Source organism: Amycolatopsis sp. lyj-346 (genome assembly GCF_046548975.1).
Classification (GTDB): Bacteria; Actinomycetota; Actinomycetes; order Mycobacteriales; family Pseudonocardiaceae; genus Amycolatopsis.
Genome location: NZ_JAJPWT010000003.1, coordinates 615,708 through 640,251 on the forward strand (window position 1 = coordinate 615,708; position 24,544 = coordinate 640,251).

Annotated in this window: 25 protein-coding genes and 3 tRNA genes; 5 read left to right on the plus strand and 23 right to left on the minus strand. The window is 69.5% G+C overall.

Features of this window, described 5'->3' with window-relative positions; translation table 11 throughout:
* Positions 1–16 precede the first annotated feature (16 nt).
* The 11 genes from ACLJQE_RS14430 to rplJ all read right to left on the minus strand — a co-directional run bounded on the left by ACLJQE_RS14430 (position 17) and on the right by rplJ (position 11,171).
* A complete protein-coding gene (locus tag ACLJQE_RS14430; protein WP_410639680.1) occupies positions 17–1,282 on the minus strand; it encodes an MCE family protein in 1,266 nt (421 codons plus the stop codon).
* On the minus strand, positions 1,282–2,454 hold the full coding sequence (locus ACLJQE_RS14435; protein WP_410639681.1) for an MCE family protein: 1,173 nt from the start codon (positions 2,452–2,454) through the stop codon (positions 1,282–1,284). The genes ACLJQE_RS14430 and ACLJQE_RS14435 overlap by 1 nt, the downstream gene beginning before the upstream one ends.
* Positions 2,451–3,653, minus strand: a complete 1,203-nt coding sequence (locus ACLJQE_RS14440) for an MCE family protein (RefSeq protein WP_410639682.1) — start codon at positions 3,651–3,653, stop codon at positions 2,451–2,453. Before ACLJQE_RS14440 ends, ACLJQE_RS14435 begins: the two co-directional genes overlap by 4 nt.
* Complete coding sequence (locus ACLJQE_RS14445; RefSeq protein ID WP_410639683.1) at positions 3,650–4,636, minus strand: MCE family protein; 987 nt, start codon at positions 4,634–4,636, stop codon at positions 3,650–3,652. The genes ACLJQE_RS14440 and ACLJQE_RS14445 overlap by 4 nt, the downstream gene beginning before the upstream one ends.
* Complete coding sequence (locus tag ACLJQE_RS14450) at positions 4,633–5,661, minus strand: MCE family protein (protein ID WP_410639684.1); 1,029 nt, start codon at positions 5,659–5,661, stop codon at positions 4,633–4,635. Before ACLJQE_RS14450 ends, ACLJQE_RS14445 begins: the two co-directional genes overlap by 4 nt.
* A complete protein-coding gene (locus ACLJQE_RS14455; RefSeq protein WP_410639685.1) occupies positions 5,658–6,983 on the minus strand; it encodes an MCE family protein in 1,326 nt (441 codons plus the stop codon). Before ACLJQE_RS14455 ends, ACLJQE_RS14450 begins: the two co-directional genes overlap by 4 nt.
* Entirely contained in the window at positions 6,980–7,816 is an 837-nt protein-coding gene (locus tag ACLJQE_RS14460; protein WP_003060266.1) for an MlaE family ABC transporter permease, read from the minus strand. The genes ACLJQE_RS14455 and ACLJQE_RS14460 overlap by 4 nt, the downstream gene beginning before the upstream one ends.
* A 4-nt stretch (positions 7,817–7,820) precedes the next feature.
* Positions 7,821–8,573: an MlaE family ABC transporter permease gene (locus tag ACLJQE_RS14465; RefSeq protein ID WP_410639804.1), complete on the minus strand. Its 753-nt coding sequence runs from the start codon at positions 8,571–8,573 to the stop codon at positions 7,821–7,823.
* Between the two features lie 38 nt (positions 8,574–8,611).
* Positions 8,612–9,781, minus strand: coding sequence for an ABC transporter ATP-binding protein (locus tag ACLJQE_RS14470; RefSeq protein ID WP_410639686.1), 1,170 nt, complete (start codon positions 9,779–9,781; stop codon positions 8,612–8,614).
* A 401-nt stretch (positions 9,782–10,182) separates the two neighbouring features.
* Positions 10,183–10,566: a 50S ribosomal protein L7/L12 gene (rplL, locus tag ACLJQE_RS14475; protein ID WP_410639687.1), complete on the minus strand. Its 384-nt coding sequence runs from the start codon at positions 10,564–10,566 to the stop codon at positions 10,183–10,185.
* 50 nt (positions 10,567–10,616) lie between these two features.
* Positions 10,617–11,171 (minus strand): 50S ribosomal protein L10, encoded by a 555-nt coding sequence (gene rplJ, locus ACLJQE_RS14480; protein ID WP_410639688.1) that lies wholly within the window; start codon positions 11,169–11,171, stop codon positions 10,617–10,619.
* Positions 11,172–11,481: 310 nt separating this feature from the next.
* Here rplJ and ACLJQE_RS14485 point away from each other — a divergent pair, with 310 nt between their 5' ends.
* Positions 11,482–12,345 carry a hypothetical protein gene (locus tag ACLJQE_RS14485; RefSeq protein ID WP_410639689.1) on the plus strand — a complete coding sequence of 288 codons (864 nt, stop codon included), beginning with the start codon at positions 11,482–11,484 and terminating at the stop codon, positions 12,343–12,345.
* Here the strand turns inward: ACLJQE_RS14485 and ACLJQE_RS14490 are convergent.
* The 6 genes from ACLJQE_RS14490 to ACLJQE_RS14515 form a co-directional block, all read right to left on the minus strand.
* Complete coding sequence (locus ACLJQE_RS14490) at positions 12,342–13,115, minus strand: alpha/beta fold hydrolase (protein ID WP_410639691.1); 774 nt, start codon at positions 13,113–13,115, stop codon at positions 12,342–12,344. The genes ACLJQE_RS14485 and ACLJQE_RS14490 overlap by 4 nt on opposite strands.
* 70 nt (positions 13,116–13,185) lie before the next feature.
* Complete coding sequence (gene rplA, locus ACLJQE_RS14495; protein ID WP_086842353.1) at positions 13,186–13,905, minus strand: 50S ribosomal protein L1; 720 nt, start codon at positions 13,903–13,905, stop codon at positions 13,186–13,188.
* An 81-nt stretch (positions 13,906–13,986) separates the two neighbouring features.
* On the minus strand, positions 13,987–14,424 hold the full coding sequence (gene rplK, locus ACLJQE_RS14500; RefSeq protein ID WP_043781763.1) for a 50S ribosomal protein L11: 438 nt from the start codon (positions 14,422–14,424) through the stop codon (positions 13,987–13,989).
* 74 nt (positions 14,425–14,498) lie between these two features.
* Positions 14,499–15,365, minus strand: coding sequence for a transcription termination/antitermination protein NusG (gene nusG, locus ACLJQE_RS14505; protein WP_410639692.1), 867 nt, complete (start codon positions 15,363–15,365; stop codon positions 14,499–14,501).
* 74 nt (positions 15,366–15,439) lie between these two features.
* Positions 15,440–15,880, minus strand: a complete 441-nt coding sequence (gene secE, locus ACLJQE_RS14510; RefSeq protein ID WP_410639693.1) for a preprotein translocase subunit SecE — start codon at positions 15,878–15,880, stop codon at positions 15,440–15,442.
* A gap of 26 nt (positions 15,881–15,906) precedes the next feature.
* Positions 15,907–15,979 (minus strand) — tRNA-Trp (locus tag ACLJQE_RS14515).
* Positions 15,980–16,185: 206 nt separating this feature from the next.
* Here ACLJQE_RS14515 and ACLJQE_RS14520 point away from each other — a divergent pair.
* A complete protein-coding gene (locus tag ACLJQE_RS14520) occupies positions 16,186–17,112 on the plus strand; it encodes a TIGR03619 family F420-dependent LLM class oxidoreductase (RefSeq protein WP_410639694.1) in 927 nt (308 codons plus the stop codon).
* Between the two features lie 71 nt (positions 17,113–17,183).
* The gene (locus tag ACLJQE_RS14525) at positions 17,184–18,089 is read left to right on the plus strand and encodes an SGNH/GDSL hydrolase family protein (RefSeq protein ID WP_410639695.1); all 906 of its coding nucleotides are present in this window, start codon (positions 17,184–17,186) and stop codon (positions 18,087–18,089) included.
* 17 nt (positions 18,090–18,106) lie between these two features.
* On the opposite strand, the gene ACLJQE_RS14530 is transcribed toward ACLJQE_RS14525, so the two are convergent.
* The 6 genes from ACLJQE_RS14530 to ACLJQE_RS14555 all read right to left on the minus strand — a co-directional run bounded on the left by ACLJQE_RS14530 (position 18,107) and on the right by ACLJQE_RS14555 (position 22,427).
* Positions 18,107–18,487 (minus strand): MaoC family dehydratase, encoded by a 381-nt coding sequence (locus ACLJQE_RS14530; protein ID WP_410639805.1) that lies wholly within the window; start codon positions 18,485–18,487, stop codon positions 18,107–18,109.
* Positions 18,488–18,681: 194 nt separating this feature from the next.
* On the minus strand, positions 18,682–19,131 hold the full coding sequence (locus ACLJQE_RS14535; RefSeq protein WP_410639696.1) for a MaoC family dehydratase N-terminal domain-containing protein: 450 nt from the start codon (positions 19,129–19,131) through the stop codon (positions 18,682–18,684).
* Between the two features lie 76 nt (positions 19,132–19,207).
* On the minus strand, positions 19,208–19,372 hold the full coding sequence (gene rpmG, locus ACLJQE_RS14540) for a 50S ribosomal protein L33 (RefSeq protein ID WP_005152047.1): 165 nt from the start codon (positions 19,370–19,372) through the stop codon (positions 19,208–19,210).
* Between the two features lie 50 nt (positions 19,373–19,422).
* A tRNA-Met gene (locus tag ACLJQE_RS14545) sits at positions 19,423–19,495 on the minus strand.
* A 139-nt stretch (positions 19,496–19,634) separates the two neighbouring features.
* Positions 19,635–19,707: transfer RNA gene (locus ACLJQE_RS14550), tRNA-Thr, on the minus strand.
* Positions 19,708–19,787: 80 nt separating this feature from the next.
* Positions 19,788–22,427, minus strand: a complete 2,640-nt coding sequence (locus tag ACLJQE_RS14555; protein ID WP_410639697.1) for a putative bifunctional diguanylate cyclase/phosphodiesterase — start codon at positions 22,425–22,427, stop codon at positions 19,788–19,790.
* Between the two features lie 228 nt (positions 22,428–22,655).
* Between ACLJQE_RS14555 and ACLJQE_RS14560 the strand changes: the two genes are divergently transcribed.
* Together ACLJQE_RS14560 and ACLJQE_RS14565 are read left to right on the plus strand one after the other, a co-directional pair.
* On the plus strand, positions 22,656–23,603 hold the full coding sequence (locus ACLJQE_RS14560; protein ID WP_410639698.1) for a GNAT family N-acetyltransferase: 948 nt from the start codon (positions 22,656–22,658) through the stop codon (positions 23,601–23,603).
* A gap of 72 nt (positions 23,604–23,675) precedes the next feature.
* On the plus strand, positions 23,676–24,530 hold the full coding sequence (locus tag ACLJQE_RS14565; protein WP_410639699.1) for an SAM-dependent methyltransferase: 855 nt from the start codon (positions 23,676–23,678) through the stop codon (positions 24,528–24,530).
* The last annotated feature ends 14 nt before the right edge of the window (positions 24,531–24,544 follow it).

Genomic DNA, 24,544 nt, shown 5'->3' on the forward strand with positions numbered 1-24,544 from the left:
GGTCATCAAATCCACGTCAGGACAGGCCGAGCAGCGAGCCCAGGCTGTTCAGGCTGACGCCGGGGCTGCCGACGATGCCCGGAACGCCCCGGGTGTTCCGCTCCTCGGCCAGCTCTTCGGCCGGCCGGTTCTTGTTGGCCGCGACGTCGCTGTCCGACGGCGCGACCGGCACCCCGCCGTACGGCGCGTTCTGCGCACCGCGGACGTTGATCGGGCTGCCCTTCGGTTCGGCACAGTACGCGTCTTCCTTCGCCGGTTTCGCCGAGAGGTCGTTGCCGGTGCGGTACTGCGAGTACGGCAGGTAGCCCTTCGTGCAGGACGGCGGGTTGAACAGGTTGAGCACCAGGCCGAGGTGCGCGGTGCCGTCGCCGGGTGCCACGCTGCTCGCCGCGCCGGCCAGCGCCGGGTAGGTGACCAGGCCCTGCTCGATCCCGTCGAGGCGGGTGACCGTCAGGTTGGCCGTGGTGAGCAGGTTCGCCGTCAGCGCGCCGAGGCCGGGGCCGGACTCCTGCAGGACCTGGCTGATCTGCGACGCCACCTGCGGGGTGATGCCGATGAGCTTGCGCAGGTCGCCGTCGGAGTTCTTCAGCGTGCCGGTGAGCTCGTTGAGGCTCTTGCTGAACGAGGCGAAGTTCGCCGCCTCGGCGTTCTGCGTGTCCAGCACCTGACCACCGGCGTCCAGGAGCTGGATCGTCTGCGGCAGGTACTGCTGCGCCGTCGTGGTGAAGCTGCGCGCGGTGTCCAGCAGCTTCTGCAGGTCGCCGCCGGTGCCGCGGAAGGCGTCGTAGGACTCGTCGACGACCGTGCGCAGCGAGTCGACCGGGACCGACGCGGCGAGCGAGTCGAGGCCGCCGATCAGCCGGTCGGTGCTGACCGGCGTGGTCGTCTTGTCCGCCGGGATCACCGAGCCGGCCGCCAGGTACGGGCCCTGGTCGGCCTTGGGCCGCAGGTCGACGTACTGCTCGCCGACCGCGGACCGGTTGGCGACGACGGCGTCGAGGTCCGCGGGCACCTGCGGCGCCGACGGGTCGATGTTCAGGTCGGCCTCGAGCCCGGTCTGGGTGAGCCGCATTTCGCCGACCCGGCCGATGTTGTAGCCGCGGTAGGTGACTTCGGCGTTGGTGAAGATGCCGCCCGATTCGTTGAGCTGCAGCTTCACCGTGTAGCCGTCGTTGCCGAACACGCTGCCGAGCCCGGCGAACCGGACCAGCGCGTACACGATCGCGACGACCGAGATCACCACGAAGGCGATCAGCTGGATCTTCGTCCGGCGGATCAGCATCAGCCCGCACCTCCCGACAGGAGCCCGAAGAGGTTGCCCAGGCCCGGCTTGGACGACTGCGTCCCGGCACCGGGGATCGGCAGCGGCGGCGGCTGGTTGGCCTGCGTGCCCTGGACCCCGCCGGTCAGCCCGGCCAGCGGCAGCTGCCCGGACAGGGCGTTCTGCCTGCTGTTGCCCAGGTTCTCGACGATGGTCTTCAGGTTCAGGTCCACCTTCGCGTACAGGTTGAAGTAGTCGCCCTTGACGCCGTTGACGGCCTGGTCGCTGAACGGGAACGTCAGCAGGATCTCCAGGGCCTTCGGCAGGTCGTTGCCCGCCTCGCCGAGCTTCTGCAACGTCGGCGTCAGCGCCTTGAGGTCGGCGACGAGGTCCTTCTGCGACTTGTTCACCGTGTCGGTGGCGACGCCGGACAGGTTGTCCAGCGCCTGCAGCATGGTCACCAGCTGACCGCGCTGCTGCTCCAGCACGCCGAGCCCGGGCCCGAGGTTGTCGACCGCGCCGACCAGCTTGTCCTTCTGGTCGTCGAGGGTCGAGGAGAGCCGGTTCAGCCCGTCGATGGCCCGGGTGATGTTCTTCGACTGCCGGTCGAGGTTCGTCACCAGCTGGTTCGCGTTGTCCAGCAGCGCCTTGATGTCCGGCTCGCGGCCGGACGTGGCGTTGTTGAGCTCCTTGGTGATGGTGTTGAGCTGGTCGACCCCACCGCCGTTGAGCAGCAGCGACAGCGCGCCGAGCAGTTCTTCGACCTCGACGCTGCGGTTCGTCCGCGCCAGCGGGATGGTCGCGTTGTCGGCGAGCTTGCCGCGGGCCTGGTCGTCGCCGGGCGAAGCCAGCTCGACGTACTTCTCGCCGAGCAGGCTGGACTGCTTGACGTTGGCGATCGCGTTGGCGGGCAGCTTGATGTCGCCGTTGACCCGCAGGGTGACCAGTGCGTGCCAGCCGTCCTTGGTGAGCCCGACGTTCTCCACCCGGCCGACCGGGACCTCGTTGACCTTCACCCCGGCCTGCGGGGTCAGGTCGAGCACGTCCCGGAACTCGACGTTCACCGTGTACGGGTGGTCGCCGAGGTCGGCGCCACCGGGCAGCGGCAGGTCGTAGATGCCCTTGAAGGCGCACCCGGACAGCGTCAGCGCGGACGCCGTCACCAGTACTCCGGCGGTCAGGAGCTTCTTCACTTGCCACCTCCCGAGCCGTAGAGCTGCCCGGCGATGGGCAGGGGCAGCGGCGGCAGCTGGCCCGACTGCAGTGCCTGGACGGTCTGCGCCACCGACGGCAGCGGGATCAGCCCGTCGACCACGCCGGCGATGCCCTCGCAAGCGTTGCCCAGCACGTCGGGGATGCCGTTGCCGGCCTGCTTGAGCAGCCGGCAGATCATCACCAGCGGCGGCTGGGTCAGCTCGTTGAGGTTCGGCCGGGCGTCGAGCGTGCCCGCCGAGCCGTTGTAGGTGTTGACCAGGTTGCTCAGGCCGACCGGGGCGACGTCCAGGATCTCGGCGAGCGAGCTGCGCTGGTCGACGAGCACCTTCGTGATGCCGGCCAGTTTGTCCACATTGGACTTCAACCGGTCGTGGTTGGCGTCGATGAACGCCTGCACCGCGGTGAGCGTCGTGCCCAGCTGCTGCACGGTCGCGGCCAGGTTGTCCTTTTCGGACGCCAGGTAGCCGCTGACGTCGGCGAGCCGCCCTTCGAAGGTGCGAACCTGCTTGTCGGAATCGGCCAGCGTCTGGGAGAACTTGCCGAGGTTCTCGACGGTGGAGAACAGGTCGTCCTTGTTGCCGGACAACGTCCCGGCCGCCTGGCCGAGCTTGGTGATCGTGTCGTGCAGGGCCTGGCCGTTGCCGTCGACGTTGGCCGCCGCGGTGTTCAGCAGGTTCGACAGCGACCCTTCCTTGTTGGCGCCGTTCGGGCCGAGGGTCTCGCTGACCCGGGCCAGGCTGGCCGCCAGCTGGTCGACCTCCAGGGGCACCTCGGTGCGGTCGAGGCCGATGACCGCGCCGTCGGAGATCCGCGGGCCGCCGGTGTAGGCCGGGGCCAGCTGGACGTAGCGGTCCGACACCAGCGACGGCGCCACGATGAGCGCCTTCGCGTCGGCCGGGACGGCGACCGAGCGGTCGTACTCGAGCTCGACCTTCACCTGGTTGCCCATGGGCTGGATCTTGGTGACCGTGCCCATGTCGACGCCGAGCATCCGCACGCTGTTGCCCTCGTACAGGCCGACGGCGCCGGCGAAGTACGCGGTCACGTGGTTGCGGCCGGCGTCCTTGAGGGTCCACCAGATCCCGCCGGCGACGACGAGCGCGAGCACGATCGCGATGGCGAAGCCCCTGGTCAGGGCCTGTCCGAATGGACTGACACCAGAGCGGGTGTCACTCATTTCGTGTAGCACCCCTCTTCGTTGATCGGGCCCATCGACGGCAGCAGCAGGCCGCAGATGTAGTTGTCGAACCAGCGGCCGTTGCCGATGGTGTTGGTGAAGACGCGGATGAAGGGCGCGAACTTCTTCAGCCCCTCGGCCAGCGAGTCCTGGTTGCGCTGCAGCATCGACGTCAGCTGGTCGAGCTGGGTCAGCACCGGGTCGAGCTGCTTGTCGTTGTCGTCGATCAGGCCCTGCAGCTGCGTAGCCAGCGCCCGGGAGCCGTCGAGCAGCGCGGTGATCGCGTCCTCGCGCTTGGCCAGCTCGGCGAGCAGGTCGTTGCCGTCGTCGAGCAGCTTCTGCACCTCGGCGTCGCGGTCGACCAGCGTCTGCGACACCTCGCGGGTGTTGGCCAGCAGGTTCGCCAGCTGCTGGTCGCGCGAGGCGATCGTGTCCGACAGCTTCGACAGCCCCGACAGCGCGCCCCGCACGTCCTCCGGGGTGTTGGCGAAGGTCTGCGAGATCGTGTCGAAGCTCTGCGCCAGCTGCTTGGTGTCGATGTTGTCGACCGTCTGGGACAGCCCGCGGAAGGCGTCGAGCACGTCGTAGGGCGCCATCGTGCGGTCCCGCGGGATGCCGGTGCCCGGGTTCAGCGCGTTCTCGCCCTGCGGGTCCAGCGACAGGTACTTCTGCCCAAGCAGCGTCTTGATCTTGATCGCGGCGCTGGTCCGGTCGCCCAGCCAGGCGTCCTTGACCTTGAACGACACCTTCACCGAAGCGCCGTCGAGTTCGATGTCGCTGACCTTGCCGACCTTGACGCCGGCGATCCGGACGTCGTTGTCCTTCTGCAGCCCGGACGCCTCGCTGAACTCGGCGCTGTAGGTGGTGCCGCCGCCGATCAGCGGCAGGTCGTCGGAGTTGAGCGCGGCGGTGAAGCCGAGCGCGAGCACGACGATCCCGACCAGGGCGATCGGCACGGGGTTGCGCTTCTGGAACGACTTCATCCCTTGCACCTCGCCCGGTTCGCCGGCAGCAGGGGCAGCGGGACGTCGTTGATCAGTGGCGGCAAGCTCACGCTCCCGGAGAACTCGCAGGCGTAGAAGTTGAACCAGGAGCCGTAGTCCGCGGTGCGGGTCAGCGTGCTCACCTTGGTCGGCAGGAACTGGATGAAGTGCTCCAGCTCCGGCTCGTTCTTGTTGAGCGCGCTGGTGAGGTTCCCGAGCGCGCTGATGTCGTTCTTCAGGGGTTCGCGGACCTCGCCGAGCAGCCCGGACGTCGTCTGGGCCAGGGTGCCGAGGCTCTCGATCGCGTCGCCGATCGGCTTGCGGTCGGCGGCGAGGCCGGACACCAGCTGCTGCAGCTTCACGATCAGGTCGTTGAGCTGCGGGGTGTGCGCGTTGACCGTGTCGAGCACCGAGTTGAGGTTGTCGATGACCTCGCCGATCACCTGGTCCTTGTCGGCGATCGTGGTGGCCAGCGACGCCGTGTGCGACAGCAGGCTCTCCACGGTGCCGCCCTCGCCCTGCAGGACCTGGATGACCTCGTAGGACAGCTTGTTGACGTCCTCGGGGTTGAGCGCGGTGAACAGCGGCTTGAAGCCGTTGAACAGCTCGGTCAGGTCCAGCGCCGGCGTGGTCCGCTCCAGCGGGATGGTGCCGCCGGGCTGCAGGGTCTCGCCGGAGCCGGCGTCGCCCTCGCCGAGGGAGACGTAGCGCTGGCCGACCAGGTTGCGGAACTTGATCTGCGCGGTCACCCCGGCCGGCAACGTCCGCCCGGCGTCGACCTCGAACTCGACCTCGGCCTGGCGCTTGTCGACGATGTGCACGTCCTTGACCTGCCCGACCCGGACACCGGCGATGCGGACGTCGTCGTTGGGCAGCAGCAGTGTCGCGTCGGTGAAGCGCGCCTTGTAAGCGTTGGTGCTGGTGGTGTTGATGTTGGCGATGCTGATCCCGAGGATCGTCGTGAACAGCACGGTGACCACCACGAAGACGCCGAGCTTGATCAGCGGCGCGAGCAGGCCCCTCACTTGACCGTCACCTCCGCACCCCGGTACAGCGGGCCGACGAGCAGCGAGCTCCAGCCCGGGACGTCGGCCGCGTTCATGCCCAGCTGCGGGCCGAGGAGATCGGCCAGGAAGCCCTGCTCAGCCGTCGAGTACGCCAGGTCACCACCGGACCCGCCGCTGCCGGCGGCGTCGGCCTTGAACTTGGCCGGGTTGAGGCCCTCGCCGGCGCTCTTCGGCGCGGTCTGGTGCAGCGTGCCGTCCTTGAACGCGCCGTCCGGCGGCTCCGACGGGAACGGCTTCGGGATGTCCTTGATGTCGTAGCAGCGCGGGCCGCGCTTGTCGTCGAACCGCGGTTCTTCCTTGCCCGCCTGGTACGGCGCGCGCGGCACGATGATTTCGATCGTCGCGTGCAGGCCGGGCTGGTCGGTGCCCTTGCCGAGCGCCTGGTCGATCAGCGGCACGTTCTTGGCCATCTGGGAGATCACGCAGGGGTACTCCGGCGCGTACTTCGCCAGCAGCTCGGCCGTCGGCCGGGCGGTGTCGACGAGGGAGATGATGTTGTCCTTGTTGTTCTGCAGGAACGTCTGCAGGTCCACCGAGGCCTGCGTCAGGCTGCCGTAGAGGCTCGCCAGGTTCTGCCGCTCGTCGACCACCGTCCGGGTCGTCGTGCTCAGGTTGTCCAGGCTCTGCACCAGGTCCGGGGCCGCGTCCTTGAGGTGGTCGGAGAACTCCGCGAGGGCCTTGAGGTTGTGCTGCAGCTCCGGCTCGTGCGGGTTCAGCTCGCCGATGTAGGTGCCCAGCTGCGAAAGCGTGTCGCCGAGCTGGTCGCCGCGGCCCTGCAGCGCCGTCGAGATCGCGGTGAGCGTCGCCGAGAGCTTCTGCGGCTGCACCGCCTGGAGCACCGGCATCAGGTGGGAGAACGCCTGCTCCAGCTCGACCGCGCTCGACGTCCGGTCCTGCGGGATGACGTCGCCGCTGGTCAGCGTCTTCGCCGACGGGTCCTTCGGGATCTCCAGCGAGACGAACCGCTCGCCGAAGAGCGTCTTGGGCAGGAACCGGGCCGAGACGTTCTCCGGGATGAGCTTCGCGGACTCCGGCTGGAGCGCCAGCGTCAGCTCGGCGCCCTTGTCGGTGGCGACGATGTCCTGGACGGACCCGACGATCAGCCCGCGCACCTTGACGTCGGACTGCCTGATCAGCTGGTTGCCGATCTTGTCGGCCTGCAGCTTGACCGTGACGACCGGCGTGAACGCCTTGTCGTAGAGCGCGATGGACAGCGCCACCCCGCCGACCATCACGGCGATGAGCAGCAGGCCGAGCAGCCTGCGCCGGAGCACCCTCATCCCGCGATCCTTACCGTGACGTCGGTTCCCCAGATGGCGAACCCGATGAAGAAGTTCATGATCGACACCGTAACGATGGACAGCCGCACGGCCTTGCCGACCGCGACGCCGACACCGGCCGGGCCACCGGTCGCCCGGTACCCGAAGTAGCAGTGCGACAGGATGATCAGGACGCTGAACAACAGCACCTTGATGAACGAATAGAGCACGTCCTGCGGCGGTAAGAACAGGTCGAAGTAGTGGTCGTAGGTCCCCGCCGACTGGTTGTAGATGTAGATCACGACCAGTCTCGACGCGAGGTACGAGCTCAGCAGGCCGATGATGTAGAGCGGGATGACCGCGACGAACCCGGCGATGATCCGGGTCGTGACCAGGTACGGCAGGCTCGGCACGCCCATGACTTCGAGCGCGTCGATCTCCTCGGAGATCCGCATCGCGCCGAGCTGCGCGGTGAACCCGGCGCCGACGGTGGCGCTCAGGGCGAGCCCGGCGACCAGCGGGGCGATCTCGCGCGTGTTGAAGAACGCCGTCAGGAAGCCGGTGAACGCCGACGTGCCGATCGAGTTCAGCGCGGAGTAGCCCTGGAGGCCGACGAGGACACCGGTGAACAGGGTCAGGCCGACCATCACGCCGACCGTGCCGCCGATGACCGCCAGCGAGCCGGAGCCGAAGCTGACCTCGGCCAGCAGCCGGAGCACCTCTTTGGTGTAGCGGCGCAGCGTCCGCGGCGTCCACAGCAGCGCGCGGCCGTAGAACGACATCTGGTCACCGAGGGTGTCCAGCGTCTGCAGGGGTCGATTGGCGACGCGTTTCGCGCCCTGGAGGAACGTCATGGCGCTAGTCCAGCTTTCCGGGCACGATCTGCAGGTAGATCAGGGTGATCACGAAGTTCACGACGAACAGCAGCAGGAACGTGATGACCACCGACTGGTTCACCGCGTCCCCGACGCCCTTCGGGCCGCCGGACGGGTTCAAGCCCCGGTAGGACGCGACGACGGCGGCGATGAACCCGAAGATCAGCGCCTTGAACTCACCGACCCAGAGGTCGGGCAGCTGCGCGAGGGCCGAGAAGCTCGCCAGGTACGCACCCGGCGTCCCGCCCTGCAGCACGACGTTGAAGAAGTAGCCGCCGAGCACGCCGATCACGCTGACCATGCCGTTGAGCAGGAGCGCGACCAGCATCATCGCGAGGGTGCGCGGCACGATCAGCCGCTGGACCGCGGAGACGCCGAGCACCTCCATCGCGGCGATCTCTTCGCGGATGGTCCGCGCACCGATGTCGGCACAGACGGCGGAGCCGCCCGCGCCCGCCACCAGCAGCGCGGTGACCAGCGGACTGGCCTGCTGCACGGTGGCGAGCACGGAGCCCGCGCCGGTGTAGGACTGCGCGCCCAGCTGGCGGGCGAGCGAGCCGAACTGCAGCGAGATGACCGCGCCGAACGGGATGGCCACCAGGGCCGTCGGCAGGATGGTCACGCTCGCGATGAACCACGACTGCTGGATGAACTCCCGCAGCTGGAACGGGCGCTGGAACATGCCACGAACGATGTCGAGGCCGAGGGCGAACAGGTTCCCGGTTTCGCGGAGCATGCCGATTCCGGGGATCTTCGCCTGTGAAGCGGGAGAACTCACCTGCCACCTGGCCCGTTGTCTTGTGGTGGCATTCGGTGCGTGCCGGGTCTCGGCAGCTGGCCGCCGGGGATGCGCGCCACCTGGTCGGCGGGCAGCTGCCCCTGGTGCTGGTTCGGGAAGCCGTCACCCTGCGGACGCGCGCCGACCGGCTGCCCGCGGTGCGGCCGCACACCGTAGTGGCGCTGCTCCTCCGGGCTCAGCGACTCGATGATGCTCTCCTGCGCGGCCGGCGGCAGCCGGTGCATGATCTCCATGACACGGTCCTTGCGGCGGACGGCACCCATCCGGGTGGGCACGCCCGGCGTCGGCTGCATCTGCGGCGGCACCCCGGAGACGTCCTCGACGCCACCCGCGTGGTGACCGGCTTCGAACATCGCCTGCTCGGCGGCCATCTGGGCGCTGTCCTTCTCCTCGGACATGCCGATCGGCCCCTGCATCTTGCCGTTGAGGAACTGCTTGACGACCGGCTCTTCGCTGGTCAGCAACACCTCGCGCGGGCCGAACATGACCAGTTCCTTGCGGAAGAGCATGCCCAGGTTGTCCGGCACCGTGCGGGCCAGGTTGATGTTGTGCGTGACGATCAGGAACGTCGCGTCGATCTGCGCGTTGACGTCGAGGAACAGCTGCGAGATGTAGGTGGTGCGGACCGGGTCGAGGCCCGAGTCCGGCTCGTCGACCAGGATGATCTCGGGGTCGAGCACCAGGGCGCGGGCCAGGCCGGCGCGCTTGCGCATCCCGCCGGAGATCTCGCCCGGCAGCTTCTTGTCGGCGCCGTTCAGGCCGGTCATGTCGAGCTTCTCGAGCACGATCCGGCGGATTTCCGTCTCGGACTTCTTCGTGTGCTCGCGCAGCGGGAAGGCGACGTTGTCGTAGAGGTTCATCGAGCCGAACAGCGCGCCGTCCTGGAAGAGGACGCCGAAGAGCTTCCGGATCTCGTACAGCTTGTGCTCGGAGCAGGTGACGATGTCGACTCCGTTGATCATGCAGCGGCCGCGGTCGGGCTTGAGCAGCCCGATCATCGACTTGAGGAAGACCGACTTGCCGGTCCCCGACGGGCCGAGCATGGCCGACACTTCGCCCGGGGGGAGCGTCAACGTGACGTCCCGCCAGATGGCCTGCTTACCGAAGGACTTCGTCAGACCTTCGATGACCACCTCGGCACCCATCGCACCTCCAGGAGCTGTTCCGCGTCATTGCGCCCGCTGCCACACCCTGCCACCCACGCCGGCGGCGGGTGCGGGCCTGTGGCGCCCACGAACCCGCGTCAACCAGGTGCAACGAGCTGAGTGCGAACAGGTTACTCACCAGTTTTCTTTTCTGGCCAGCCCCGGCTCCATCGTCACCCCGCCGTGATCGGCAATGGGCAGCACGGTAGCCCATTCGGGGCAACCACGCAGGCCTGCGCGGCCCCGTACTGCAGATTTGGGGGCCCGGGGCCATTCGGACACCGCTCCTAGGGGGTCGGAGGGCTCCGCAGCTCAGGAAGTCGTAGACGCGGAAGGGGCGGGCATCCGCGTGGATGCCCGCCCCTTCTCGAGGTGGTGCACAGGCGCTTGCGCGCCCGGGATCACTTGATGGAGATCTTGGCGCCCGCAGCCTCGAGCTTCTCCTTGGCGGCCTCGGCGGCCTCCTTGTCGACCTTCTCCAGGAGGGCCTTGGGAGCGGCCTCGACCAGCTCCTTGGCCTCCTTCAGGCCCAGGCCCGAGACGACCTCGCGGACGACCTTGATGACCTGGATCTTCTTGTCGCCGGCGCCCTCGAGGACGACGTCGAACTCGTCCTGCTCCTCGGGGGCCTCGGCGGCGGCGGCCGGGCCGGCGGCGGCAACGGCGACCGGCGCGGCGGCGGTGACGTCGAAGGTCTCCTCGAACTCCTTCACGAACTCGGACAGCTCGAGGAGGGTCAGCTCCTTGAAGGCGTCGATCAGCTCGGCGGTGCTCAGCTTCGCCATGATGGCTTCCTCTCAGAAAAACGAACTAGACGTTCGGGGGTGGGGGTGGTTCAGCTCTCGGCGGGTGCTTCGGCTGCTTCGGTACCGGCGGCGTTGCGCTGCTTTTCCTCCAGCGCGGCAGCCAGGCGGGCGACCTGGGACGCCGGCGCCTGGAACAGCGCGGCGGCCTGGGACAGCTTCGCCTTGAACGCGCCCGCCGCCTTGGCGAGCAGGACCTCACGGCTGTCGAGATCGGCGATCCGGTTGATCTCGTCCACGGACAGCGGCTTGCCGTCCATGTAGCCGCCCTTGATCACAAGCGCGTTGTTGTCCTTCGCGAAATCGCGAAGCGCCTTGGCGGCGTCGACAGCTTCACCCTCGACGAAGGCGATGGCGGTCGCGCCGACAAACAGGTCCTCGAGACCCTGAACGCCGGCGTCCTCGGCGGCACGCTTGACGAGGGTGTTCTTCGCGACCCGGTACTTGGCACTGGTGCCGAGAGCGCGGCGCAGCTGAGACAGCTGGGACACGGAGAGGCCGGTGTACTGGGTAACGACGGTGGCCGAGCTGGTGCGGAAGCTCTCCGCGATCTCGGCGACGGCCGCCACCTTGTCGGGCTTCGCCATGGTCGCCTCCTCTCTTGGCTAGTGTTTCCACTGGCACCGAGGGGCCCCCGAAACGACGAAACGCCCTCGCGCAAGCAGGCGCGGGGCGTCATTCCGGCAAAACGTGCCGGAGCCTCGTTCCTCCTGCGCGGGCCGCCCGGCGAGTGCGGGACCTTCGTTCCCCGGTTTGGCGGGGAAAACCAGCGGTCTTCGGTAGAACCGTGGTCAAGTGTACGTGACGGGTTCCGGGGCTTGTTCTCACCCCCTGTCCTGACCTGCGTTTAGGGCGCCTGGGGGTTCCCCGGGACGCCGCGGGGGGCATCATGGTGACGTGGCGGAGCAGCGCGATGACGGAAAGCCGGGCTCGGAAATCGAACCGGCGGGCCCGAACGCGCCCGCCGCCGTGCCGCCCCCGCAGCCACCGGGACAGCCGCCGGTCGACCCGGCGGAGGTCGAGCAGTTCCGCCAGTTCCAGGACTACCTGCGCTTCACCCAGGCCCAGCAGGGCAACCCGCCGGCCCCCGCGCCCGACGCGGGCGTCGTCCAGGCGCCGCCGTCCCAGCCTGCTCCCCAGCAGGGTGGTCAGCCCCCGATGATCCCGCCGGGCTACCAGCTGGTCCCGGTCGAGCGCCGTCGCGCACCCCGGTGGCTCGCCTGGCTGGGCAAGAAGGTCATCGCCTGGGTACTGGCCTTCATCCTCCTCGCGGTCGCGGGCACGTGGCTGTACAACCACTTCTTCCCCAACAACTCCGGTAAGACCTCCGCCCAGCTCGCCGACGAAGGCGGCGGGACCTACCACACGAACCACATCCTTTCGACCAGCCCGTACGAGGCGGTCCGGCAGGTCTACGACGCCGTCGCGCAGAACCTCGTCCCGCAGGCCTGCGGGCGAATGCGGGAAGACGTGCAGCAGAAGTTCGCCCAGGACCTCGGGTACGCGGACTGCCAGGTCGCCGTCCACGAACTGAACCGGCAGGTCAAGAGCAAGAACGACTACGCCGAGTCGATGCCGTCGTACGTCTCGCAGCCGATCCCGGGCGACACCTTCACGATCAGCTCGTGCCAGTTCGGCATTCGCGGTGGCCCCGCTCTCGGCGCCTTCACCGTGCAGAAGGTCGAGAAGGGCCAATGGCTCATCACGGCGCACACCAACGAGCCCACGCCCTGCCCGCCGCCGACGCCGACCAGCCGTTAGCGCGGGTGCGGCGCCGACAGGAACGACACCAGGGCCTCCGCGAACGCCGGTGACATCACCGCCGTCATGTGGTCGCCCGGGATTCGGACCAGCCTCGCCCCCGCGATCGCCGCCGCCAGTCTCTCCGGCTCGGCGGCCAGCTGGTCCTGCTCGCCCGCCAGGACCAGCGTGGGCACGCCGATCGCCGACAGGTCCAAGTGTCCCTCCCGGGAAGCCAGCGCCACCGCCGCCAGGGCCCGGCGGTCTCCGCCCACCGCGTCGGCCAGCAGCCGGAACGGAATCCCCGACGGCGGGACCAAAGCAGGGTCCTCCGCCAGCAGTGCCGAAGCGATGTCGGCCGGCTTCAGCACGCGCCGGTCGACGCCGCCGAAGTCGACGATGCCCGAGCCCACGCCGCCTGTGGCCAGGCAGCGGATGCGCTTGTCCGCCGCCGTTGCCGTGAGGGCGATGATCGCGCCCATCGAGTAGCCAACCATCGAGACCTCGTCGAGGCCCAGTTCGTCGAGCAGGGCCGAGACGTCCCGCGCCATGCTGTCTTCGGTGTAGCGGGCTTCGTCGTGCGGCTTCTCGGATCGGCCGTGGCCGCGCGCGTCCAGGGAGATCACCGTGAGGCCCGCCGACCGCAGGGCCGCGACGACGCCGGTGGAGATCCAGTTCGCGTTCGTGTCCGCGGCGAAACCGTGCTGCAGCAGCACCGGGCGGTGGGCGCCGTCGCCCTCCCACACCGTGTAGTTCAACCGGAGGCCGTCGAACGACGCGAAAGTCGGCATGCCGTCAATAAGACACGAAAAAAGGGCGCCCCCGCAGCACGCGGGGACGCCCTTTCTGGTGATGTCCGACTCAGACGGCCGCTTCCTCCGAGAGGAGGTTGCGGGTCCGCAGCGGGTCGACCGGGATGCCCGGGCCCATCGTGGTGGTGAAGGTGACCTTCTTCAGGTAACGGCCCTTCGCCGACGACGGCTTGGCGCGGAGGATCTCGTCCAGCGCGGCGGCGTAGTTCTCGACCAGCTTCTCGGTGTCGAAGGAAGCCTTGCCGATCACCAGGTGCAGGTTGGCCTGCTTGTCGACGCGGAAGTTGATCTTACCGCCCTTGATGTCCTTCACGGCCTTCTCGACCGCGGGGGTCACCGTGCCGGTCTTCGGGTTCGGCATCAGGCCGCGCGGGCCGAGGATGCGGGCGATGCGGCCCACCTTGGCCATCTGGTCCGGCGTCGCGATCGCGGCGTCGAAGTCGAGCCAGCCACCCTGGATGCGCTCGATCAGTTCGTCGGTGCCGACCGCGTCCGCGCCGGCGGCTTCGGCCTCGGCGGCCTTGTCGCCGACGGCGAAGACGATGACACGGGCGGTCTTACCGGTGCCGTGCGGCAGGTTCACGGTGCCGCGGACCATCTGGTCGGCCTTGCGGGGGTCCACACCGAGACGCATCGCAACCTCGACGGTCGCGTCCATCTTGGTCTTGGAAGTCTCCTTCGCCAGCTTCGCAGCCTCGAGCGGCGCGTACAGGCGCGCCTTGTCGATGAGCTCCGCAGCCTGGCGGTAAGCCTTGCTGTGCTTGGTCATGCTTTGTCCCTATTATTTCGTATTATTTTGGACATTGTGGTAGGAGCCAGCACGGGCTCTCCCACGGGTAAAGCTGCAGACTCAGGCGTCGACGACCGTGATGCCCATCGAACGAGCAGTGCCGGCGATGATCTTCGCGGCCTGGTCGATGTCGTGGGCGTTGAGGTCGGTCTCCTTGGTCTTGGCGATCTCGCGGACCTGGTCCCAGGTGACCTTGGCGACCTTGGTCTTGTGCGGCTCGCCGGAGCCCTTCTCCACGCCCGCGGCCTTCAGCAGCAGCTTCGCGGCCGGCGGCGTCTTCAGCTTGAAGTCGAACGACCGGTCCTCGTACACGGAGATCTCGACCGGGACGACGTCCCCGCGCTGCGACTCGGTCGCGGCGTTGTAGGCCTTGCAGAACTCCATGATGTTGACGCCGTGCTGACCCAGCGCGGGGCCGACCGGCGGCGCGGGGTTGGCCGCACCCGCCTTGATCTGCAGCTTGATGATCGCCGCAAGCTTCTTCTTCTTGGGTGGCATTTCTTTTCCTGTCCTGTACTACGTCCCCCGCGTACCTGCCGTGGACGCGGGAACTGCGGCCGAGCGAGCGGCCGTCAGATCTTGGAGACCTGGTTGAACGACAGCTCGACCGGGGTCTCCCGGCCGAAGATCGACACCAGGACCTTCAGCTTCTGCCCGTCGATATTGACCTCGGAGATCGTCGCCGGCAGCGTGGCGAACGGGCCGTCCATGACCGTGACCGACTCGCCGATTTCGAAGTCGACCTCGACGGCCGGGCCGCCGAGCGGGGCCGCGGTCGCGGTGGACTCGCCCTTGCCCGCCTTCGCCGGGGCTTCGTTCTCGACCTTGGGCGCGAGGAACTTCAGCACCTCGTCCACGGTCAGCGGCGACGGCCGCGAAGTGGCGCCGACGAACCCGGTGACACCCGGCGTGTTGCGCACCGCGCTCCACGAGGCGTCGTTCAGGTCCATCCGGACCAGGATGTAGCCGGGCAGCACCTTGCGCTGCACCTGCTTGCGCTGGCCGTTCTTGATCTCGGTGACCTCTTCGGTCGGGACCTCGATCTGGAAGATGTAGTCCTCGACGTCCAGGGTCTGGGTCCGGGTCTCGAGGTTGGTCTTCACCTTGTTCTCGTACCCGGCGTAGGAGTGCACGACGTACCACTCGCCGGGCGCGGCGAGCAGCTCGGAGCGCAGCTTGGCGACCGGGTCCTCGTCGGCCGCGGGCTCGTCCTCTTCGGCCACCGCAACGTCGGCCTCGTCGGCCGCGGCGTCGCCGTCCTCATCGACAGAGGCTTCAGAGGCGTCGGCTTCGTCGTCGGAAGCGTCGTCGACCTCGGAGTCCGACACGTCGACGGGCTCGAGGTGCGCGGACTCCTCGTCACCGAGTGCCGCGTGCACCTGCTCGTCGGAAAGCTCGGTCAGGTCGTGACCGGCTGCTGTGCCGTTGTCGGAGGTCACGTTCCGTCCTCTCAGTTGATCATTGCGGGCCAAGGCCGGGACCTGGGCCCCAATCGGCGCGCGCCGGGGGCGCGTCAGCCGAAGATCTTGCCGATGCCCCACTTGAATGCCAGGTCGAGCACGCTCACCAGGCCCACCATGAACACCACGAAAGCGAGCACGACCACCGTGTAGGTGACCATCTGCTTGCGGTTGGGCCAGATGACCTTGCGCAGTTCCGCCCAGACCTCGCGGATGAAGCGCACCAGCCGCGCGAACACGGAAGCCTTCTTCGGCTTCTGGTCGCGCTTCGGAGTCGGAGCGCCCTTCGCGTCCGGGGCGGCCTTCTCCCCCGACTTCCCGGCCGGACGGGTCTTGTCGTCCGCACGTGCCGCGGACTTCCCCGCCGGACGAGCGGTCGCACGGCGTTCACGCCGGGCGGCGGCTGTGACGGGACGGGACTGGCTCTCGGGCTTCTGCCCGGTGCCGTCCTGCTCCTGCTCGCCGCCGCTGGCGTCGCTGTCGCTCACGACCACTCCTCCGCTCCACCAGTTCCGTTACGCAGGGGTGACAGGACTTGAACCTGCAACCTGCGGTTTTGGAGACCGCTGCTCTGCCAATTGAGCTACACCCCTGTGGAGCCCCGATCTCTCGGAGCCCCGGAGGACGCATTCCAGCATCCCCACCATCCAGGCGGGGATGACCGTAGTGCGTTCCAAGTCCCGAAGTCTACGGCAAGCCTCGCGGGAGCCCGCAACCGCGCCCCCCGATCGACCACCGCACCCCGGCCGGCCAGCGGAAAACTCCCCGCCGGCCACCTGATCATGCCAGGATGTCCGCCATGACGACCACCCCCCGTCCGGCGGGGGATCCGATGCGGCTCGGGCTCGCACTCCCCCAGTACGGCGCCCTCGCCGAACCCGCCGCTGTGGCGCGCTTCGCGACGGCGGCGGAGGACCTCGGCTACACCTCGCTCTGGGTGGGCGACCGGATCCTGGCGCCGCTGGAGCCGTCGGACCTGTACCCGGGCGGTGGGACGCCGGAACACCCGTACCCCCAGGAGTTCGAGACCTTCGCCGACCCGTTCACGACCCTGGCGACCGCCGCCGCGGTGACCCGCACGGCCCGGCTGGGGACGAGCGCGCTGACCGGCCCGGTCTATTCCCCGGTGCTGCTGGCCAGGGCGCTGACCTCGCTCGACCTGGCCAGCTCGGGGCGGCTGGACGTCGGTTTCGGGCTCGGCTGGCTGCGCGAGGAGTACTTCGCCACCGGGGTGCCGTGGGACGGCCGGGGCAAGCGGCTCGAAGAGCTGCTCGACGCGCTCGACGCGCTGTGGACCGGCGATCCGGCGGAGCACGAAGGCTCGCAATGGCGGATCGCGCCGTCGACGGTGGGCCTGCGCCCCGCGCAGGACCCGCGCCCGCCGGTGCTGCTCGGCGGGTTCTCGCCGCCGGCACTGGCCCGGGTGGGGCGCCGCGCGGACGGCTGGCTCGCCGGCTGGATGCCGGAGCGGTACCTGACCGGCCTCTGGTCGGTGGCGCTCGAAGCGGCCGGGAAGGCCGGACGCGACCCGGGCGCGCTGCGCCGCGTCCTGCGCATCAACCCGCGGCGGGGCACCACCGTCGAGACGGCCCCCGACGTCCTCCCCTGCCTCGACGTGGCCCGGCGGCTGGGCATTTCGGAGGTGCTCGTCGACCTGCACTACGTCGCGAAGGACGTCGACCACGCCCTGGACCTCGCCGCCGAACTGATCACGAGCGCGAACTGACCCCGTCCGGCGTACCGCATCACCCGGATTGACTAGGTCGGTGGCGCGGCGGCTTCGGTAGAAACGAACAAGTGGCGAAGAAGAGCGGTGGCGGCGGGTGCCTGGTGGTCGTGCTCGTGGTCGGGCTGCTGGCCTTCGGGTACTACAAGTGGCAGCACGGCTCGTCGTCGGCGCCACCGGAGGGCGTCGACACCGGGGGCGGCTCGGGCCGCTACGTCGCACTCGGTGACTCGTACACCTCGTCGCCGCGGACCGGACGGCAGGCGGGGACCCCGGCCGGCTGCGACCGCTCGGACGACAACTACCCGCACCTGGTGTCGGCGAAGCTGAAGCCGGCCCAGTTCGCCGACGTCAGCTGCAGTGGCGCGACGACGGCGCACCTGACCGGGGCGCAGAAGACGGGGAACGGGACGAATCCCCCGCAGCTGGACGCGGTGACGGCGGCAACGACGCTGGTGACCGTGGGCATCGGCGGCAACGACGTCGGCTTCTTCTCGTACGCGTCGGGCTGCGCGACGACGCGTCAGGACGCCTCGCCGTGCCGGGACCGGCTGACGGCAGGCGGCCGCGACCAGCTGGCCGAGCGCATCGACGCGACGGCCCCGAAGATCGCCGCGATCCTCGACCGGATCCACAAGCAGGCCCCGAAGGCCAAGGTGGTGGTGGTCGGCTACCCGGCCGTCCTGCCCGACGGCGCCGGCTGCTGGCCGTCCCTGCCGTTCGGCGCGGGGGACATCGAGTACTTCCGCGGCGCGCTGGGCAAGCTGAACAAGATGCTGGAGGACCAGGCGGACGCGCACCGGGCGGGGTACGCGGACACGGCCACACCCGGGAAGGGGCACGACGTGTGCTCGGCGCCGGACGAGCGCTGGGTGGAGGGCCTGCTGCCGGCCGCGCCGGCCGCCCCTCTCCACCCGAACGCCCGGGGAGAGCAGGGCATGGCCGACGCGGTGCTGGCCGTCCTGAAGCTGCCGTAGCGGGGACAGCCGCCGCCTCAGAAGCGGACCAGGGCCTGGGGCTTCCCGAGCACCGTCTTCCCGTCGAACTTCACCACGAGGTCGATCCGCGCGATGCCGTCGTCCTTGACGTCGGCGACCTTGCCGGTGATCTCCACCAGCGCGCCCTCGGCCGTGTTCGGCACCACGACCGGCCGGGTGAAGCGGGCGCTGAAGTCGACCAGCCGGGCCGGGTCGCCGAGCCAGTCGGTGACCACGCGCCCGGCGACCGCCATGGTCAGCATCCCGTGCGCGATGACGTCCGGCAGGCCGACGTCCTTCGCGAACGCCTCGTTCCAGTGGATCGGGTTGAAGTCCAGTGCCGCCCCGGCGTAGCGGACCAGCTGCTCGCGGGTGATCCGGACTTCGAGGGCGGGCAGCTCGTCGCCGGCTGTGACATGCGGGGCTTCGCCCCGGCCGGGGGCTCCGCCACCCGGACCCCCGTAAGCGGCTGTGACATGCGGGGCTTCGCCCCGGCCGGGGGCTCCGCCACCCGGACCCCCGTAAGCGGCTGTGACATGCGGGGCTTCGCCCCGGCCGGGGGCTCCGCCACCCGGACCCCCGTAAGCTGTGTTCACGCGTTCTCCCCTCGGACCACCAGCTGCGCGCGGGTGGTGCAGACCTTCTGGCCGGCGGCGTCGGTGATGTCGGCGCGCAGGGTGATGAAGTCGTTCCCGGCGCGGTTCATGATGCCGTCGATGTGGGTGGTCACCTCGAGCACGTCGCCGGCGAACACCGGGCGCGTGTAGGTGAAGCCCTGGTCGCCGTGCACCATCCGCGAGTAGTCGAGGCCGAGCTCGGGGTCGGCGACGATCGCGTTGATCGAGGCGAGGTTGATGATCGTGAGGAAGGTCGGCGGGGCGATCACGTCGGGGTGACCGGCTTCGCGGGCCGCCTCCGGGTCGCGGTAGACCGGGTTGGCGTCGCCGATCGCGTCGGCGAACTCCCGGATCTTCTCCCGGCTCACTTCGTAACTGGTCTGCGGCGGATAACTCCGCCCGGCGAACGACTGGTCCAAGGGCACGGCGACGAGGCTACCAACAGCAAGAAGCCGCCCTGGTGATCCAGGGCGGCTTCTTGAAGCTGGTGAACGCGCTACGTCAGCGGGTTTCCTTGTGCGTCCGGTGCGTACCGCAGTTCGGGCAGAACTTCTTCATCTCCAGGCGATCCGGGTTGTTGCGCCGGTTCTTCTTGGTGATGTAGTTGCGGTGCTTGCACTCTTCGCACGCCAGCGTGATCTTGGGTCGCACGTCGGTGGCAGCCACAGCGTTTCCTTCTCTCTCAGGTCCCGGGGGCCAGCCCCGTCGTTACCGCGTAGCGGTGGCCGGACTTGAACCGGCGACACAGCGATTATGAGCCGCTTGCTCTGCCAACTGAGCTACACCGCCCTAACATGCCTAGCATGCCCACCCCGGGGGTCCAGGGGGCGAAGCCCCTTGGCGGGGGTCTGGGGGCTCGGCCCCCAGATGGACACCGCGAAGCGAGCTATGCTTGCGCTTTCTGCAAGCATAGCTCGCCCACTCGCGGAGCCCCTTTACGGAATCGAACCGTAGACCTTCTCCTTACCATGGAGACGCTCTGCCGACTGAGCTAAAGGGGCCTGGCCTCTCGCGAGGACTTGGAAAGATTACCAACCCCCGTCACCCGGCCGTGCAACCGGGGTCCCCTTAGCACAAAACCTCAGGTCAGCAGGGTCAACACGGTCTCGGAGTGGCGTCCGGGCGAGCGCGCGGTCCGGGCCTGCAGCCACGCCTCCAGGCGGTCCTCCGGCAGCGGCCGCGAGATCAGGTAGCCCTGGGCGACGTCACACCCCATCGCCTCGAGCTGGTCGCGGGCCACGTCTTCCTCGACGCCCTCGGCCACCACCGTCAGCCCGAGCGAGTGCCCCAGCTCGACGATCGACCGGACCACCGCGAGGTCGCCGAGGTCGGTGCCCATGCCGAGGACGAAGCTCTTGTCGATCTTGACCTGGTCGACCGGCAGCTGCCGCAGGTACGCCAGCGACGAATAACCCGTCCCGAAGTCGTCGACGGCGAGGGTGATGCCCAGCGAGTGCAGCTCGCGCAGGATCGGCAGCGCCTTCTGCGGGTCGGACATCACGCCGGACTCGGTCAGCTCGAACGTCAGCAGCTCCGGCGGGATGCCGAAGTGCTCCAGCTCGCGGGCGACCTTGGCCGGGAAGTCCTCGTCGGCCAGGTTGCGCACCGACAGGTTGACCGCCACCGAGATCCGCAGGCCCTCGTCGAGCCACTTGCGGCACCGCTTGAGCGCCTCGCCGAGCACGAACGACGTCAGCACGCCGATCAGGCCGGCCGCCTCGATGGCCGGGACGAACTCGTCCGGGCCGAGCCTGCCGAACTCCGGGTGCACCCAGCGGACCAGTGCCTCGACGCCTTGGACCTGCCGGTTCGGCAGGGTGATCTTCGGCTGGTAGTGCACGCTGACCTGGCCGTCTTCGAGGGACTGCCGGAACTGCGTCACCATCTGGAAGCGGCGCAGGAAGATCTGGCCCATGCTCGGCACGTAGCCGCGGACCTCTTCGCCGCCCTTCGTCGCGCGGACGGCGACGTCGGCGCGCTGCAGCAGGCCTTCGATGTCGACGACGTCGCCGGGTTCCTCCGCGGAGGTCGTCGCGTAGCCGATCATCGCGTTCGCCTCGACCGAGAGCCGGTCGACCGGGTAGGGCGCCGACAGCTCTTCGCGCAGCCGTTCCGCCGCGTGGTGGGCGTCCTCCGGCGGGCAGCCGACGAGCAGCGCCGCGAAGGACGCGCCTTCGAGCCGGGCGAGCGGGACGTCGGGGCCGAGCGCGTCGCGGATGCGACGGCCGGCGGCGACGACCATCCGGTCGGCCCAGGCGTAGCCGAGCGCGTCGCTGACCGTCGAGAAGACGTCGAGGTCGATCCGCAGCACGACGGCGTTGGCGAAGTCCCGCAGCGGTTCCTTCGCCACCTGCCGGAAGCCCGGCCGGTTGAGGTGCCCGGTGAGCGGGTCGTGGTAGGCGTCGTGGCGCAGCGTCGCCAGCAGGCGCCGGTTGTCCAGCGACGTCGCGAGGTGGCTGGCCATCGTGCCGAGCAGCTGGACGTCGTACTTGCCGAAGCCGCGCCAGCGGGACAGCCGGTCGTGCGCCTCGACGACGCCGAGCAGCCGGTTCGCGCTGCGCAGCGGGACGACGAGCGCCTCCTGCGCGCCGCGGTCCAGCAGTGCCGCGCGGACGTCGGGGTTGGCCTCGGTGATCCGGAAGTGGCGGACGTGCGCGCCGGGCAGCCGCAGCAGCGGGTCGTCGGCGGCGGGGTCGGCGGCCGGCAGGTCGTCGCCCGCGACCACGACCCGCATGGTGTCCTTCGGTTCGAGCCGGAGTCTCAGCACGACGCGGCCGGCGGCGAGCTGGTCCTTGATGCGCTCGGCGATCGTCGCCCACTCGCGGACGTCGACGCCGCCGACGAGCTCGTCGGCGCGGCTGGCCGGGCGCGCCGCGGCCTGCTGGCCCGAGCGGGCCACCATCAGGCTGACGTCCGAGAGCGCCTCCATGTCCCGCTGCTCGCGCAGCAGGTCGGAGTACGCCCAGTACAGCGCGGTGAGGCCGAGGAAGACGGCGAGCACCAGCGGCCACGCCTGCGGCGTGCTGGAGATGACGAGGTAGCCGGAGAGGCCGACGGACGCGTTGACGAAGCCGACGACCAGGATCCGCCCGGTGAGCCGGACGGCGGTGCTGACCCGCATGCGGCGCCGCAGCACGCGGACCGCGGCCAGTGCGAGCAGGGTGCTCACGAGCGGCGCGGTCAGCGTGCCGGCCAGCGCCGCGACCCACGGGATCCCGTCGCCGGTCCCGACGGCGTGCTTCACCAGCCCGGCGACCGCGAAGGCGCCGGTGATCTCGAGCAGGAACGCGCCCGCGTTGTAGAGCACGCGGCCGGCGACCTTGCGCGCGAGCAGCGTGCCGATGCCGGCGATCAGGTGCGCGGCCAGCACGACCTCGAACGGCGCGATGAAGAACCCGATGACGAGCGGGATCTCGGTGAAGGAGATCGTCCACGAGATGCCGCTGCGGACGTCGACGTTGATGCCGAGCTGTTCGGCGAGCAGGAAGGCGACCGCGAGCACGGGCCCGATCCACAGCAGCCGGTCGTCCCAGTGGAACGGCAGCCACGAGCCGACCGCGAACGCGGCGGCGAGCCCGAGGCTCAGGACGGCGAAGGTGTAGACGCGGAAGCGGCGTTCGTCGGTGCGGGCTTCGGCGGAGACGGGTGGTGTCCCGGAAGCGGCTCCCGGCCCGGGCTGCGCCTGCGCGACGGCGTCACCGTGGGCGTTGGTGTCCGGCATCCGACCTTCCCTCCAGGCTTGTCCACCGGTGCTGATCCGTGACTTCGGGTGTGGACAAGGGCCATACCGTACCCCGTAGGGCGTACCCGCGTCCCTTTCGAGACAGTAGGAGATCACCCCAGGGTTAACAATGCCTCGAACGCGCTGACCTGCGTGGACCAAGGGGTGAAACGGCGGATGTCGAAACCGGGGCAGTTCTCTACGCACGCCGGCCCGGGTAGCGCTTCAATGGGCCCCATGCACAGCGATGTGATTGCCACCGAGCACGCGGCGCGGCTCGCGGCGGTGGATTCCCTCCTCCCCGGCTCGGCCCCCTTCGAAGCGGCGGAAAACGCGGTGGTCCTGGAGGTCGCGACGGGCAGCTCCGCGGCGTCCGGGCTGGCTTCCCGCGTCCAGGTCGACCGCGACGCCCCCAACGCGCCGTGGCGCGCGCTGACCGAACACCGGCTCGACGTCCAGCTGGCCGGCCCGGAGCCGGCGGCCGTGCTGGACGCCCTCCTCACCCGATGGGATGAACATCTGCGCGCGGTCGCCGAGCGCGGCGACACGGAGACGGCGGCGATCGTGCCGCGCGCGAGCCGCGACGCCGCCGGTGCGCGCGAAATGCTGCACCACGGCTTCGCGCCGCTGCGGGTGATCGCGGTCCGTCCCGCGCAGCGGCTGATCCCGGCGACCCCGCTGGGAACGCCGGGGGTCAAGATCCGCCGTGCCGAGCCCGGCGACCTCGAGACGGCGGTGGCGCTCGGCATGGAACTGCACTCCTACGACGCCCAGTACGGCACGGTGAACTGGCGCACCGGCGTCGAGGAGATCCTCGCCAAGGACCTCGCCGAGCAGCTGAAGCGGCCGGAGCCGCCGTTGTGGATCGCCGAGCTGTACGGCCGTCCGCTCGGCATGGTGAGCGTCCAGCACCCTGGCGAGACCGGCTGGATCAGCAGCCGCGTCGCCGCTTCCCGCGTGGGCTACCTGTCGTCGCTGGCCGTGGCGGAGGCCGCGCGGTCGTCCGGCGTCGGCACCGCCCTGGCCACGCACGCCCACCACGTCCTCGACGAGGAAGGCGCCGACGCCGTCCTGCTGCACCACGCGGCGGCGAACCCGCTGTCGACGCCGTTCTGGTACGCGCAGGGGTACCGCCCGCTGTGGACGTACTGGCAGCGTCGACCGGCCGTTAGGTGAACTGTCTGGTGGATTACCGCCGGTGCGCAGGACTTATAGGCTGAACTCCGCCACCAGCGAGGGGAGCCTGAAGTGACCGACCAGCGGGATTCCGCGCCGAGAGCGCCCGAGGGCGTCGACACCGAGAAGCCGTCCGCGGCCCGGATCTACGACTGGTACCTGGGCGGTACCCAGAACTGGGCCGTGGACCGCGAGTTCGGCAGGCGCATGGAGCAGCAGTGGCCGCTGGTGCGCCCGGGCTCGAAGCAGAACCGCGAGTTCATGAACCGCGCGGTCCGGGCGGCGCTGCGGGCCGGGGTCCGGCAGTTCATCGACCTCGGCTCGGGGGTGCCGACGGCGGGCAACGTGCACGAGGTCGTCGAGGCGGAACTGTCCGACGACCACGACGCGAAGGTCGTCTACGTCGACTACGAGCCGGTCGCCGTCGCCCACGCGACGCTCATCCTCGAAGAGGGCGTGGCGACCGACTGGGCCGGCATCGTCCAGGCCGACATGCGGGACGCGAAGTCCGTGCTGCGTGCCTCGGAAACGCAGCGCCTCATCGACTTCTCCCAGCCGGTCTGCCTGATCATGGCGGCGGTCCTGCACTTCGTCGGGCCCGACGACGACCCGGAAGGCCTGCTGGCGACGTACCGCGACGCGCTCGCGCCGGGCAGCTGGCTGGCGATTTCGCAGATGAGCGAAGGCGACGGGACCGGCGAAATGCTCGACGGGCTGCGCTGGTTCGTCGAGCAGTACCGGAAGACGAGCAACCCGGTCTGGTTGCGCAACCGCGAAGAGATCGAGCCGCTCTTCGGCGACTGGCCGCTGCTCGAGCCGGGCATCGTGCACCTGCCGGACTGGCGGCCCGATCGCAAGATCAACGCCCTGGAGGCGGAGGCCCGCCCGTTCGCGTGGTGCGCAGTCGGGGTGAAGCCAGGGGCCTGACCTGCGGTTTCCCC